This window comes from Acinetobacter sp. Q186-3 (genome assembly GCF_013420655.1).
GTDB classification, from domain to species: Bacteria; Pseudomonadota; Gammaproteobacteria; order Pseudomonadales; family Moraxellaceae; genus Acinetobacter; species Acinetobacter indicus.
In genome coordinates, this window is sequence record NZ_VOXS01000002.1 from 276,330 (window position 1) to 291,227 (window position 14,898).

Annotated in this window: 12 protein-coding genes; 8 read left to right on the forward strand and 4 right to left on the reverse strand. The window is 48.9% G+C overall.

The features are described from left to right. Nucleotides 1-22: 22 nt before the first annotated feature. The gene (locus FTT64_RS03050) at nt 23-1,438 is read right to left on the reverse strand and encodes a hypothetical protein (protein WP_127799027.1); all 1,416 of its coding nucleotides are present in this window, start codon (nt 1,436-1,438) and stop codon (nt 23-25) included. Nucleotides 1,439-1,563: 125 nt separating this feature from the next. Further along, the gene (gene asd / locus FTT64_RS03055) at nt 1,564-2,682 is read right to left on the reverse strand and encodes an aspartate-semialdehyde dehydrogenase (protein WP_005182074.1); all 1,119 of its coding nucleotides are present in this window, start codon (nt 2,680-2,682) and stop codon (nt 1,564-1,566) included. A 194-nt stretch (nt 2,683-2,876) separates the two neighbouring features. On the opposite strand from asd, the gene FTT64_RS03060 reads away from it, so the two are divergent. After that, complete coding sequence (locus FTT64_RS03060) at nt 2,877-4,004, forward strand: endonuclease/exonuclease/phosphatase family protein (RefSeq protein WP_168396774.1); 1,128 nt, start codon at nt 2,877-2,879, stop codon at nt 4,002-4,004. A 339-nt stretch (nt 4,005-4,343) separates the two neighbouring features. Here the strand turns inward: FTT64_RS03060 and lpxL are convergent, their stop codons facing one another. After that, entirely contained in the window at nt 4,344-5,279 is a 936-nt protein-coding gene (lpxL, locus tag FTT64_RS03065) for an LpxL/LpxP family Kdo(2)-lipid IV(A) lauroyl/palmitoleoyl acyltransferase (protein WP_016659582.1), read from the reverse strand. A gap of 100 nt (nt 5,280-5,379) precedes the next feature. Then, nucleotides 5,380-7,290 (reverse strand): ATP-binding cassette domain-containing protein, encoded by a 1,911-nt coding sequence (locus FTT64_RS03070; RefSeq protein ID WP_168396775.1) that lies wholly within the window; start codon nt 7,288-7,290, stop codon nt 5,380-5,382. A gap of 35 nt (nt 7,291-7,325) precedes the next feature. Between FTT64_RS03070 and FTT64_RS03075 the strand changes: the two genes are divergently transcribed. From FTT64_RS03075 to FTT64_RS03105, 7 genes are all read left to right on the forward strand, one after another. Next, entirely contained in the window at nt 7,326-7,571 is a 246-nt protein-coding gene (locus FTT64_RS03075; protein WP_005182087.1) for a SlyX family protein, read from the forward strand. Between the two features lie 217 nt (nt 7,572-7,788). Further along, on the forward strand, nt 7,789-8,811 hold the full coding sequence (locus tag FTT64_RS03080) for a hypothetical protein (protein ID WP_005182088.1): 1,023 nt from the start codon (nt 7,789-7,791) through the stop codon (nt 8,809-8,811). A gap of 70 nt (nt 8,812-8,881) precedes the next feature. Then, nucleotides 8,882-9,331, forward strand: coding sequence for an ammonium transporter (locus tag FTT64_RS03085; protein ID WP_005182089.1), 450 nt, complete (start codon nt 8,882-8,884; stop codon nt 9,329-9,331). Nucleotides 9,332-9,364: 33 nt separating this feature from the next. Next, nucleotides 9,365-12,001 (forward strand): type I DNA topoisomerase, encoded by a 2,637-nt coding sequence (gene topA / locus FTT64_RS03090; RefSeq protein WP_005182090.1) that lies wholly within the window; start codon nt 9,365-9,367, stop codon nt 11,999-12,001. A gap of 95 nt (nt 12,002-12,096) precedes the next feature. Further along, complete coding sequence (locus FTT64_RS03095) at nt 12,097-12,900, forward strand: NYN domain-containing protein (protein ID WP_104472079.1); 804 nt, start codon at nt 12,097-12,099, stop codon at nt 12,898-12,900. A gap of 4 nt (nt 12,901-12,904) precedes the next feature. Beyond that, complete coding sequence (locus tag FTT64_RS03100) at nt 12,905-13,663, forward strand: hypothetical protein (protein WP_168381745.1); 759 nt, start codon at nt 12,905-12,907, stop codon at nt 13,661-13,663. Nucleotides 13,664-13,719: 56 nt separating this feature from the next. Further along, nucleotides 13,720-14,859, forward strand: coding sequence for a glycerate kinase (locus FTT64_RS03105; protein ID WP_168396959.1), 1,140 nt, complete (start codon nt 13,720-13,722; stop codon nt 14,857-14,859). Nucleotides 14,860-14,898 lie beyond the last annotated feature (39 nt).

The window sequence follows — 14,898 nt, forward strand, 5'->3', positions numbered from 1 at the left end:
AAAAATCATGTTGAGTAATACGTTAGAGTTTTGGCTTATTTTCGGCTTGTTGCTTTTTCAACTGTTGTTGCAATTCAGCAAGACGCGCATTGAGTAATTGAATTCTTTGATCCTTCTGACTTAATGCCAATTCTAACTGTGTTACGTTTCTCTGTAATTTAACGGTTTTCTCACGCGCTGTCATAACTTTTAGTGACAACTCTTCTGAGGTTTGCGCGCTTTGTGTGTTCTTTTTGGCAGAACCTTGGGCAGAATCTTGCTGATTTTCTGCCACCAGACTCATTTCGGCCTGACTGATCCGGTATTTGGCCTTACCAGACTGGCGTGAAGGCTGGGTTGCTGGGATTGGCACGGTCTTTTTCGCGGCTTTTTGCCCGCTGCTGACGGCCTGTAAATTCAAGGTGGCACCGCGGCGTAAACGGTTGGCATCGCCCTGAATAAAGGCATGTTCATTATGGGCTTTAATCTGTTGCATCACTTCGCCGACCGGCTGCTGGTTCTCTGTGGCAATACGTGAGGCAATCGCCCATAGCGATTCATTGGATTGCACCACATGCCGTGCTGTGGTTGATGCTGGCGCAGATGGAGCAGGTGCTTTGGGTGCTGTAACTGGTGCCGGCTTTGCCGGTGCTTGCTGTTGCTGCGCTTTTAACTGCTCGGCATATTTCTTGACCAGTGGGTCTGCTGAAACCGGAGCAGCTGTATTTACGGCAGCTGTGTTGCCCGCGTTATGTGTAGAGGCCGGTTGAGCTGATGTCGCCGAAGTCGATGGCGTAACCGCTGACACAGGGCTTGCAGCCGGCTGTGCTGCTGCGCTGACAGTTGCTGTAGTTGATGGACTTAAAGCCGGTGGCGGGCTGGCTTGAATCGCCAAGGGTGCTTCTACACTGCGCGTGGTGCTGGTAGATGCAGTGGTGGCTGTGGTATAGGCGGTACTGGTCGGCAAGTTTAAGGCAATGTCCCGTTCATTCACGACCATAACCGGGGTTAGCGGCTGCTCTTTCGGTTGCAGCTGCGCGCGTTGTTCTGCCAGGGTACTACGTTTTAGTGAGGTTTTAATATGCTGTAAACGCGTGGCCGAGCCTTCACGAATTTTGACCACAATATTCAATTCGGTATCGGTCAGTGGCCGAGAAGAGGTAATGGTAATGACCCCGTTGCCAGCACCATCACGTCGGGTAAAGAAGTTTAAATGACCCGGTGGACGATGGCTGGCACCAATGGCCATCAAGTCTTCTGCCGAGGCCAGACTGACTTCAATCGGCGCATTGACATTGGACTGACGGAAGTTCATTTCAGCATACAGCAATTCCCCAGGTGCTGACTGAATCTGAACAGGATCGACATTAATCGCATGAATATGTTGTGAGGCAAGAATAGCTAAAATCGCGATCTTTAATTTGTTATATACGGTCATCTTAATCGTTAGCTCGGTCATTTATCGCATAGCGAAAAGAATAGATTAGCGAGTTGTAAGTCGATTGTAAAATATTTACAGGCTAGTTACATAAAAAGCCGATCTTTTCAGATCGGCTTTTTGTAATTTACTTTTGCTTAAAAGGCTTACGCGTTTTTATAGTCAATTAAGATGCGTAGCATACGGCGTAATGGTTCTGCCGCACCCCAAAGCAACTGGTCACCGACGGTGAACGCGCCCAGGTATTCTTTACCCATGTTCAGCTTGCGTAAACGGCCCACAGGAACAGTTAAGGTACCGGTTACTGCAACAGGGGTTAAATCTGTCATAGAGGCTTCACGGGTATTTGGTACCACTTTCGACCAGTCATTGGCGCTGGCGATGATATCTTCGATTTCATCCAGAGGTACATCTTTACGCAGTTTCAGGGTAAGGGCCTGAGAGTGACAACGCATGGCACCAATACGGACACAGTGACCATCAATTGGTACGATTTGCTGGTTGCCTAAAATCTTGTTGGTTTCAGACTGACCTTTCCATTCTTCTTTCGACTGGCCATTTTCCAGCTGTTTGTCGATATATGGAATTAAAGAGCCAGCAAGCGGTACACCAAAGTTGGCTGACGGGAAACCTTCGCCACGTTGCAGTTCAGCAATTTTAGAGTCGATGTCCAGAATTGGAGAACGTGGGTCATCCAGCAGTTCTTTGGTGTTGTTATACAGGTAGCCCATACCGGTGATCAGTTCACGCATGTTTTGCGCGCCTGCACCCGAAGCTGCCTGATACGTCATCGAGGTTGCCCATTCCACCAGATTGTTCTGGAACAGACCGCCTAAGCCCATCAACATGAGTGAAACCGTACAGTTACCGCCCACAAATGTTTTGGTGCCTTTCACCAGACCGTCTTTAATCACGTTCATGTTCACCGGATCAAGCACGATAATCGCTTCATCATCCATACGCAGGGTAGATGCTGCATCAATCCAGTAACCGTTCCAGCCTTCGGCTTTCAGTTTCGGGAACACGTCTGAGGTATAGTCGCCACCTTGACAGGTAATAATGACATCCATTTGCTTCAGACTGTTAATGTCCGTTGCATCCATAAGTGCTGGGGCAGTTTTACCGCCAAACGCTGGTGCTTCACCACCGGCATTACTGGTAGAGAAATAAAATGGCTCAAAATGAGCAAAATCATTCTCTTCAACCATACGTTGCATAAGGACGGAACCTACCATCCCGCGCCAACCGACCAGACCTACTTTCATGTCACTTTGCCTCGGTGCGTAAAAAAACAAAAAGGAGTATGAGTGTATCAAAAGGGGACACAACTGCAAGCTCTACATAATCAAAACATCATTATTATTGAGTGAAATAACTTGTTTGTGTTACATACAAAATTGATAACGTTAGATTTCTATTTAAAAAAAACGAGAAAAATGAACTTTCTAAGTAGGTGCATATGATTTGGGTGGAAATGCTGGCCATTTTCGTCATCTGGATCAGCTTCTGGTCGCTGATTCCGCGCGATGAATGGTGGTTTCGAGGTGCCGATTTTCCCAGATTGCAGGTTCTGATGCTGGGGATTGTGGCCTTTGTGCTGATGCTGCTGTGGGATGCAGCCTGGGATACGCCGCGCTATGTGATTTTAACCGGCCTGATTGCTGCCCTGGCATACCAGCTGAAAATGGTGCTGCCTTATACCTTTATCTGGAAAAAGCAGGTCAAAAAGGTTAAGCCGGAGCAGTTAAATCCCGATCAGCAAATTTCGTTAATGGTTTCCAATGTATTGACCACCAACCAGAAATATCATCTGCTCATTGCTGAAATCCGGAAATACCAGCCCGATTTGGTGCTGACGCTGGAAACCGATACGGTCTGGCAGCAGCAGCTGGCGGTGATTGAGCCGGATTATCCTTATCGCGTACCGGTGCCGCTGGACAATTTATATGGCATGCATCTCTATAGCCGCCTGCCCTTAAAAGAAACCGAAGTGAAATTTATCCTTAGTGATGAAATTCCGTCAATTCATACCACAGTGATCCTGCGTTCAGGCCAGCCGGTGCAGCTGTATTGTCTGCATCCGAAACCGCCGAGTCCGACTGAAGCCAAAGATTCGACCCTGCGTGATGCCGAGCTATTAATTGTCGGCGATCAGATTAAAGATCTGGATGAAAGCTGTATTGTGATGGGCGACCTGAATGATGTGGCCTGGTCCCGCACCACACGTCTGTTTCAGCGCATCAGTGGCCTGCTGGACCCGCGCGTCGGCCGGCATTATGTCAATACTTTCCATGCAGATTATCCCTTATTGCGCTGGTCGCTGGACCATGTGTTTCACAGTACCGATTTTGCCTTGGTGGAGATGAAGCGTTTGCCACATATGGGCTCAGATCATTTTCCGGTCTATGTGGTGTTACAGACCGGTCGGGTGTTTGAGCACATTCAGGAAGAGCTGGAACAGACTGAAGCCGATGAAGAAGAAGCGCAGGAGGCGATTCAGGAGGGTATTGAAAAAGCCGAGCGGGAAGAAAAAATCGTGACCGATGATTTGGCTCAGGATTATAAGCAGGGCAGCAAGACGCCATGAAATTTGAGGAAAAGTGTAAGAAATGGCTTACACAGATTTAGGCCGATGGCCAATAGCTGAAACCGAGCAAGCTGCGTATTCTAAGCATATCGGCAGATGGAGTTGGGAAAGGAGAGTCCCGTTAAGGAAGTTGAAGCCGGTGTATTGTCATCATGGAGATGATGCAGGAATGGAAAGCCAGAGATAACAACAAAAAAGTTTTGAAAGCACAACCTCATAAGCCCGAGTTTTGCAGGATGCAGAACTCGGGTTTAACTTTATGGGCTGTCGTGTCCTGGTATTTTGATCAGCATATGGTATTTGACTCGCAGAAAGATTGGCTTAATACAGCTGTATTGCTTAGTACAGCTGCTCATAGCCTTGTGGACGGGTCTTAAAACGGCGATGAAACCACATATATTGAGTCGGCGCGATGCGCAGCTGACGTTCAATAATCAAATTAACACGCGTCGCATCATCGACTTCATCCTCACTTGGTAAACGCTCAACCGGTGGCTCAATCAAGACATGATATTTCGGATTTTTAAGATCACCATGGCGGTAGAAATACAGCGGAATTGCGGCGGCTTTGGTCATTTTCAGTAAACGACGATGCGCAGTCACGGTGGCTGCCGGCACGCCAAAGAATGGCGCCATTACGCCTTGTTTCAGGCCGAAATCCTGATCCGGACTGTACCAGATGGCATGGCCATTTTTCAGGTTACGTACCAGACCACGCATATCATCATGGTCAATCTGATGGGCATAAATGGTGGCCCGGCAGCGGTAAATCAGCATATCTAACAGCGGATTGTTCTGCGGACGATAGACCACATCGGGTTCAAAATACTGGGCACATAAATAGCCGCCGGCATCAAGCAGGGTCGAGTGGGTGCCCAGCAACAAGACGCCTTTGCCTTCCGCTTGCGCCTGCTGAATATATTCCAGACCTTCAATACTGACCCGGCCCTGGAACCATTTCGGGCTATACCAGGCATTTAGGGTTTCAAATACGCCAATCATCTGGTCAACAAAAACCTGGCGCGCGTTGTCCTGCACCTCTTGCGCAGACCATTCCGGAAAGCAAAGCTCCAGATTGCGGACAGTGGTTTTACGGCGTGAATGCAGATAGCGAAACGCCAGCTGGCCCAGCCACTGGCCTAAACGGTACTGAATGGCCCACGGCAAGATTGCCAAAATCATCAGGAAGATAATACCGATCCAGATGCTCCAGTATTTCGGTAGCAGAAAGGACCATTGAAATTCACCAGGTTGATAATCTTGCGGTTGCGGCATAGTGACGTTTTAAAATGAAGGTTAAATGCAGTGTAGCATGAACGATTTTGACGATAAAAAGCATCTGCCGCTGTCCGGCAGATGCTGCGGAACGGTTGAATTAACCGCCTTTGCTCATATTTTCCAGCTCATCCCAGCGTTCCAGTTTTTCCAGCAGGATTTCTTCAATTTCTGCCAGACGCTGCGAAGCCTGGGTTGCAGCTTCGGCATCGGATACAAACCAGGAACCATCAGCCAGTTTCTCTGACAGTTCAGCCTGTTCTGCTTCCAGCGCTTCAATTTCAGCCGGCAGCTGATCCAGCTCACGCTGATCTTTATAGCTGAGTTTCTTCTTCACGGGCGCCGGAGCAGCTTCTGTTTTTGCTGCTTCTGCCTTGGCCTGGGCTTTTTTCACCGCCATTTTCTGGTCAACCACGGTCTGATCCGGACGCTGCTGTAAATAGTCCTGATAGCCGCCGACATATTCTTCAATATGACCTTTGCCATCAAACACCCAGGTCGAGGTGACCACGTTGTCCATAAAGGCACGGTCATGCGAAATTAGCAGCAAGGTGCCTTTGTATTCAGCCAGCATTTCTTCCAGCAGTTCCAGCGTGACCATATCCAGATCGTTGGTCGGCTCATCCATCACAATTAAATTGGATGGTTTCAGCAAGAGTTTGGCCAGTAGCACGCGGTTACGTTCACCGCCGGATAAGGCTTTGACCGGGGTACGCGCACGTTCCGGGTTAAACAGGAAGTCTTGCAGATAGCTGTAGATATGACGGCGCTGTCCATTGACATCAACAAAGTCGGAACCTTCAGAAACGTTGTCCTTGACTGATTTTTCCAAATCCAGCTGGTTACGCAGCTGATCAAAATAGGCAATTTCCAGCTGGGTCCCGATTTTAACGGTACCGCTGTGTTCCACTTCATCCAAAATGGCTTTAATCAGGGTGGTTTTACCGACCCCGTTATCTCCGACCAGACCAATCCGGTCGCCACGCATGACAATGGCCGAGAAGTCTTTGATTAGCGGCTTGCCATCATAGCTGACGCCCAGATGCTCAATATCAAAGACCAGTTTGCCTGAACGCGCAGCTTCCTGTACCCCCATGTTGACTTTGCCTTGCTGGAAGCGACGCGCTTTGGATTCTTCGCGTAAGGCTTTCAGGGCACGAACACGACCTTCGTTGCGGGTACGACGCGCTTTAATGCCCTGACGGATCCAGGCTTCTTCTTCGGCCAGTTTTTTCTCAAACAGGGCATTCTGTTTTTCTTCTGCTTCCAGCTGCTGGGCTTTGAGATCCAGATAGCGCGAATAGTTGCCTTCATAACTGCGCAGAATCCCGCGATCCAGCTCGACAATACGGGTCGCCAGACTGTCAACAAAGGTCCGGTCGTGCGAAATAAACAATAAGGTCAGGTTGTTCTGATCGAGCAGGAATTTTTCCAGCCATTCGATACTTTCAACATCTAAATGGTTAGTCGGCTCATCCAGTAACAGGATGTCCGGTTGGGTCAGCAGGGCACGGGCCAGCAGCACGCGGCGTTTACGGCCACCGGAAAGATCGGCCAGATCGGCATTCGGGTCCAGCCCCATTTTGCTTAAAATAGAGTTGACCTTGTTTTCCAGTGCCCAGCCATCAAGCTGATCCAGTTTGTGTTGCAGTTCACCCATGCGCTCGCAGGCGGCCATATCGCCCAGCACGCAGGCATCATTGGCGGCATGATAGGCACGCAGGACCTCTGCTGCTTCACCGGCACCATCAGCGACAATATCGGCAACCTTGCCCGAATCCATCGGGACATCCTGAGTGAGCATGGACACGGTTAAGCCATTTTGAATCGAGACTTCGCCGGCATCGGGCAGTAAGCTTCCTTCAATCAGTTTAAGTAAGGTAGACTTACCTTCACCATTACGGCCGATCAAACACACTCGTTCGCCACGTTCAAGAGTAAAGTTCGCGCCGTCGAGCAGGGCGGGTCCACCAAACGCGAGTTGGACATCCCTTAGGGTAATATAGGCCATAGTGTTTCCTGAAAAATCTCAAATGAGGATTTAAAATGACTAAACAACAAAATCTAAATGATCAGGCGTCATTTTCCGCACCCATTGAAGATTTGCAAGTCCGAATTGCATTTTTAGATGATTTAGTTGAACAGCTGAATGAGCAGGTGACTAAACAGAATCTGGAAATTGCCGACCTCAAGAAACAAATGCAGCTGCTTTATCAACGGGTTGAGTCAGCTGACCTGTCTGAAGGCATTGCTCCCTTCGATCCGCTGACCAATATTCCGCCGCATTATTAATCTGTCAATTGCTAGAACATTCCGCACAATCTATGAATACACCCGCAGCCTGAATGCGGGTTTATTTTAAGGTATCCATATGAAGATACTGGTAGATCGGTTTAGCTCCAGCCGCTTTTGAGGCAGCGATCACAGCGCCACAATAAAAAAATTTGACCTTTATCTCACTTCCGGCTCTAATGCCCACTTTCGGCTCTCAGATCCTTTATTTTTTGTCATGACCCAGAAAGTTGTACTTTTAGATCTTGAACAGAATATGCCTACGGCACAACTGCTGCGCGATATTCTGCAGCATTATTCGACACTCTACCTGTTTAACTGTGCCGGACGCTTTGAGTACGCGCTGGATGACCTGACTGAACTGGCCAGCTGGATGAACAGCGCTCAGGTGGTGGTACTGGACACCCCAGAAGCACCGCATAAAGAGTTTGAATATGCCGTGGTGGTCGGGCAGTTAATGGCATTACTTGAGCCAGATAGTCATGTCGAAATTATTTCGGCCCAGGACAGCAGCGATATACTGGTGCAGATGCTACAGGCCTCGAATATCAGTGCCCATCTGATTCTGATTCAGCCAGAAGATGCGGCGCAGCCACTTCATACGCCAAAATACAGCTTGCCGAGTATTGCCACCATCCAGCAAAAACCGTATTTGCAACTGGTCAAAAAATACTGTGATGCTCTGGCAAAAATGAGCGGTAAACCGAATACGGTCGAGAAGCTGAAAAACTCTCTCAGCAATATTTTGCAGGTGGTGCCGGAAAAAGCCCAGCGTCTGGTCGGTTTGTTAATTAATCTGAAAATTATCAAGCGTTATGATGAGCAAATTGCCTTTCGCAAGAAGGTGCTGAAACAGTGGATTCAGCTGGATTTAAATGCCTCTGCTGAAAAAACACCGGTGGCCAGCAGTCTGGATCAGGCCTTAAAACAGTTACAGTCGACAGAAAGCGGAGCTGCTCCTGTTATTGAACAGGACTCTGTCGCCGCGCCGATTCAAAGTGCGCAGCAGCCGCTGTTTAAAAACTTTGACCAGATTGATCCGGTACAGCTGGAAGTGGCGCGTAAACTGCGCGAACTGAAAGCCGATAAACCCAAAGATATTTATGCCTTGCGTGACCTGTTAGAACAGATGTTTCCCCAGTCCGACGTGCGGTTATTGCTCAAGGAACTGCTGGAAAAAGGCTATATCTACTGGAACGGGCATGAAGTGGTCTATAGCCACGAAATGTTCCTGAATTAATTTTATCGTGCAAACTTGCGTTTTATATGGCGCTTATGCAACTCTAATAAAAGAACATAAAGGTTGAGCTATGGAAAATACTGGAATTTGGGTGGCACTGGCCATCATCATTTTTGTGCTGGGCTCGATTTTTGGTTTGCGTGTCAGTCCAAGAGAAAAAGCCCTCGGCCTGATGCGTGAAAAAGCCCGCAAGATGGGCCTGCATCCGCGTCTGGTGGCTGCGCCGGACTGGACCAAAATTCCGATGGCCACAGAAAGCCGTGCCAGTATGGTGGCCTATTATAGCGTACTGATTCCAGAGGCCCGCTTGCCCTTAATGCGCGCCCGGGTGGTCGATCAGCAGCTTGAACTGGTGCATGGTGAGGAAAAATTTAATCATACACCCGTTGCATTAAAGGGCATTTATGCTATTGATATGCAGGCAAACTGTGTAGGACTCTATTGGGATGAAGAAGCTGATCTGAAAGCCACCCAACTGGATGACATCAAGGCATATTTACATTCTTTGGCTGAACTTTAATTTAAAACATTTTCACAGGAACTACGGTTAACTATGGCGAACGCTCCTCGCTCCACATCGAAAAGCACTACAGCAAAATCTGCCGATGGCGCTAAGCGTGCCTTGGTGATTGTGGAGTCGCCTGCAAAAGCGAAAACAATCAACAAATACCTCGGTTCGAATTACATTGTAAAGTCGTCGGTCGGTCACGTGCGTGATTTGCCTACAGGCGCCAGTAAAAGTACAGAAAAGAAAACCACCACACGTGCCAAACTGACCGAAGCACAAAAAGCAGAAAAAGCTCAGCAGGCCTTGGTCAACCGCATGGGGGTAGACCCGGAGCATGGCTGGAAAGCCCAGTATGAAGTGCTACCGGGCAAGGAAAATGTTGTTGCTGAATTGAAAAAACTGGCATCGCAGGTCGACGAAGTCTATCTGGCAACGGATTTGGACCGTGAAGGGGAAGCCATTGCCTGGCATTTAAAAGAAGTCATTGGCGGTGATGATGCGCGTTATCAGCGTGTGGTATTTAACGAAATTACCAAAAATGCCATTCAGGAAGCCTTTAAGCATCCGGCACGTCTAGACACCAATAAAGTCAATGCGCAGCAGGCGCGCCGTTTCCTGGACCGTGTGGTTGGCTTTATGATTTCGCCATTGCTGTGGGAAAAAATTGCCCGTGGTCTGTCAGCCGGTCGTGTCCAGTCAGTAGCCGTCAAACTGGTGGTAGAGCGTGAACGTGAAATTCGTGCCTTCATTCCGGAAGAATACTGGCAGGTATTTGCCGATACCAAATCTGCACAAGATGATATTCGTCTGGAAGCAGTCAAGCAAAATGGCAAGACCCTAAAGCTGCGTAACAAGGCTGAAACCGATGCCTTGCTGAACCTGATTAAAGATGCAGACTATACGGTGGCTGCACGTGAAGACAAGCCGACCAAGGTGAATCCGAGTGCGCCGTATATCACCTCAACGCTGCAACAGGCGGCCAGTACCCGTCTAGGTTTCTCGGTCAAGAAAACCATGATGCTGGCACAGCGTCTGTATGAAGCCGGTTTTATTACCTATATGCGTACCGACTCGACGTTCCTGAGTGATGACGCCGTGAATATGGTGCGTACGCATATTGAATCCGAGTACGGCCAGAAATATTTACCGGCCAAGCCAAACCGTTACGGCAACAAAGCCGGCGCGCAAGAGGCTCACGAAGCGATTCGTCCATCCAATGTTGGTCTGAAAGGCGACAGCCTGGCCGGTGTCGAGCGTGATGCCCAGCGTTTATACGATTTAATCTGGCGTCAGTTTGTGGCCTGTCAGATGACTCCGGCCGAATATTTATCGTCGACCATTCTGGTCAATGCCAATGGGGTAGAACTGAAAGCCAAAGGCCGTACCCTGGTCTTTGATGGCTTTACCAAAGTACGTGGTCAGAACAAGTCTGATGATGATGTATTGCTGCCTGCAGTGAAAGTCGGCGAAGTGCTGAAACTGCAAAAGCTGGACCCATCACAACACTTTACCAAGCCGCCTGCACGTTTTACCGAAGCCTCGCTGGTGAAAGAACTGGAAAAACGTGGCATTGGCCGCCCATCGACCTATGCGGCGATTATTTCTACCATTCAGGACCGTGGTTATGTCAAGCTGGAAAACCGCCGCCTGTTTGCGGAAAAGATGGGTGAAATTGTCACCGACCGTCTGGATGAAAGCTTTAACAACCTGATGAACTACGACTTTACCGCGGACTTAGAAGGTCAGCTGGATAAAGTGGCCGATGGTGAACGCAACTGGAAAGATCTGCTCGACAGCTTCTATGGTGATTTTAAAACCCGTTTGACCAATGCACAGGGCGAACAGGGCATGCGCCGTAATCTGCCGGTGGAAGTGGATGCCGTGCATTGTCCGGAATGCGAACGTCCAATGCAGATTCGTACCGGTACCACCGGGGTATTCCTGGGCTGTTCCGGTTATAACCTGCCGCCAAAAGAACGCTGTAAAGGCACTTTGAATTTAACGCCAGTTGAATCTCTGGCGGCCCTGTCAGATGATGACAGTGCTGAAACCGCCGACCTGATGTCGAAAAAACGCTGCCCGATCTGTGAAACTGCCATGGATAGCTACGTGATTGATGGGGGCCGTAAATTGCATATTTGCGGTAATAACCCGGACTGTGCCGGTTTTGAGCTGGAAGAAGGCGAGTTCAAGATTAAAGGCTATGATGGCCCGACCATTCCATGCGATAAATGTGATGGCGAAATGCAGCTGAAAACTGGCCGTTTTGGTCCGTATTTTGCCTGCACCAGCTGTGACAATACCCGTAAAGTCTTGAAAAACGGTCAGCCTGCGCCGCCGCGTGTCGACCCAATCAAGATGGAACATTTACGCTCGACCAAGCATGATGACTTTTTTGTCCTGCGTGATGGCGCTGCCGGTTTATTCCTGGCGGCCAGCAAGTTCCCGAAAGTGCGTGAAACCCGTGCACCGAAGGTGGCGGAACTGCGTACGGTTGCTGACCAGCTTGATCCAAAATATCAATTCATTTTGCAGGCACCCGATGTAGACCCAGAAGGCAACCCGACTCTGGTGAAATTCAGCCGTAAAAATCAGGCGCAATATATTGGCTCTGAAACCCCTGAAGGCAAACAGACCAAATGGAGTCTGGTATATCAGGATGGTAAATGGGTCGAAGCCTGATCGTGAAAAACTGAAAAAATGCTGACGGAAGTCGGCATTTTTTATGTCAAAATTACTTCCACAATAAATTTGAATAATAAGCGCTTGGGGAACCGGTGGATATCCAAACAAAAAAATTTGCGGTGTTAATTGATGCCGATAACTCTTCGATTCACGCTATTGCTTCGGTGCTTGAAGAAGTGGCCAAATATGGTATTGCCAGTGTGAAACGGGTCTATGGAGACTGGAGCAGTGAAACCCTGAAAAAGTGGCGTGATGTGCTGTTACCACATGCCATTACCCCGGTACAGCAGTTTGCCTATACCAAAGGCAAAGATGCCACCGACATGATCCTGATTATTGATGCCATGGATTTGCTCTATGCCGGAGCGCTGGATGGTTTCTGTATTGTGTCCAGTGACAGTGACTTTACTCCGCTGGCTTCGCGGATTCGTGAAAATGGCCTGAGTGTTTATGGGTTTGGCAAAAAATCCACTCCGGAAGCCTTTAAAAAAGCCTGTGATAAATTTATTTATATTGAAAACCTGATCTCTGAAAATGAACTGAAAAATGCCGAAGAAGATGAAATCAGCCCGGTTCAGGACAAAAAGAACCTAGAAAGCGCAAAAACTTCGGATGCAAAATCCAGCACTGCGCCGAAAGAAAACCCGGCTGCGGAGATGATGGATCGCGCCACACTGAATCTGATTTATAAAGCAGTCAAAGACAATGCCGATGAAAATGGCTGGGCCAATCTGGGCATGGTCGGGCAATATATCAGCGCGGTAAAACCGGATTTTGATTCCAGAAACTATGGCCGGGCCAAGCTCTCCGGACTCATTAAAACTCTGAATCTGTTTGAAACCAAAATTGAAATGAGTCAGATGTATCTGAGAAAACTCAAAAAACAGAGCGCTTAAGCCGATGTGGAAAAAGATTCGTATCCTGATCCTGTTGCTGATTCTTTTCATTGTGGCGGTAAATGCCTATCGTGACCAGAATCAGGACTGGACTAAACCGGTGCGGGTGCTCTTGCATCCGGTGAATGCTGATGGACAGGACAGCACGCAGCGTTATATCCAGCAGCTGTCTAACAGCAGTTTTCAAACGGTGCAGCAGTATTTGCAGCAGGCCGCAGCACAGTATCGCCAGCAACCGGTATATTTTTATCTGCAGCTTGGCCGGGAACTGAAACAGTTGCCGCCACAGGTACCGGAACAGGCTTCTTTACTCGATAGCATCATCTGGAGTCTCAAGTTCCGGTTTTATGCCTGGCGTCAGCATCAGTCAGTTGATGGCGCACCGCATGTGACCCTGTATTTAAACTATTATGATCCAGCCCATCAAAAAGCTTTAAAACATTCTACCGCGCTGGAAAAAGGCCGGATTGGTTCGGTTAACCTGTTTGCCGCCGAGCGTCAGAACCAGCAGAATCATGTGGTACTGGCACATGAATTACTGCATGCTTTTGGCGCCCGTGATAAATATGATCTGGCCACCGGACTGCCGATTTATCCGCTGGGTTATGCCAACCCGCAGCAACAGCCACGCTATCCACAGCAGAAAGCTGAGTTAATGGGCGGGCATATTCCGCTAAGTAGCAGCACCAGCAAAATGCCGGACAGCCTGCAATACACCGTCATTAATGACCTGACCGCTGCGGAAATTGGCTGGCTACGCTAATATGCGGATAAGTCAACACTTATCCACAATGGACACCCACGCTGGGGATAAACCACATGCCACTTCGTTTTGTGATTGCACCAGATTCCTTTAAAGAAAGCCTGAGCGCAGTACAGGCCGCCCAGGCCATGCAGCGCGGAATCTTGCGGCAGTTTCCGGATGCAATCTGTCGCTTGGTACCGCTGGCCGATGGCGGTGAAGGCACCGTCGATGCCCTGTTAAATGCATGTGCCGGGCAGAAAGTTTCGTGTCGGGTACGCGGCCCTTTGCCGCAGCAACAGGTTGAAAGCTACTTTGCCCTGATTGACGACGGCAAAACTGCAGTCATTGAAATGGCCAAGGCCAATGGTATTCATCTTATTCCGTTGGCGCAGCGCAATCCGGCGCTTACTTCTACTTATGGCACTGGCGAGATGATCCGCCAGGCGCTGGATCTGGGCGTGTCTAAAATCGTGATTGGACTGGGCGGCAGTGTCACCAATGATGCCGGCAGTGGAATGGCGCAAGCGTTGGGGGTGAAATTTTTAGATCAGGCTGGCCTGGAGGTGCAACCTTGTGGCGGCAATTTAAAGCAGATCTGCGAGATTGACCTTAGTGCTTTGGATGCCCGTTTGGCAACCACCGAGATGCTGATTGCCAGCGATGTCAATAATCCGCTCTGTGGGGAATATGGTGCCTCGGCCATTTTTGGACCGCAAAAAGGTGCCACACCGGAGCTGGTCAAAATTCTCGATCAGAACTTGGGTTATTTTGCCAATCTGGTTGAAACAACGCTCGGGGTTAATGTGCAACATCAGGCCGGGGCCGGTGCAGCGGGTGGACTGGGCTTTGGCTTGCTTGCTTTTGCACGCGCAAAAATTCAGTCAGGTGTTGAACTGCTGATTCAGCAAACCGGGTTGACTGAAAAAATTACACAGGCCGATGTGGTCCTGACCGGCGAAGGGAAAATTGATCGGCAGACCTTCATGGGCAAAACCCCATTTGGCGTGGCACAGGTTGCGAAAAGCTTGAATAAACCGGTCTATGCGTTTGCAGGAATGATTGGTGAAGATATTGAGCCACTGCTGGAGGCGGGATTTACACAGATTATTGGTATTAATCCACCTGATATTTCAGTGGAAGATGCGATTCGAAATGCAGAAAACAATTTAACCGACAGCGTCGAAAATGTCATGCAATCACTAAAGAAAGCGTGACAAACCCAGATGCCAATAGGGTTTAAAAATAAAATGCTA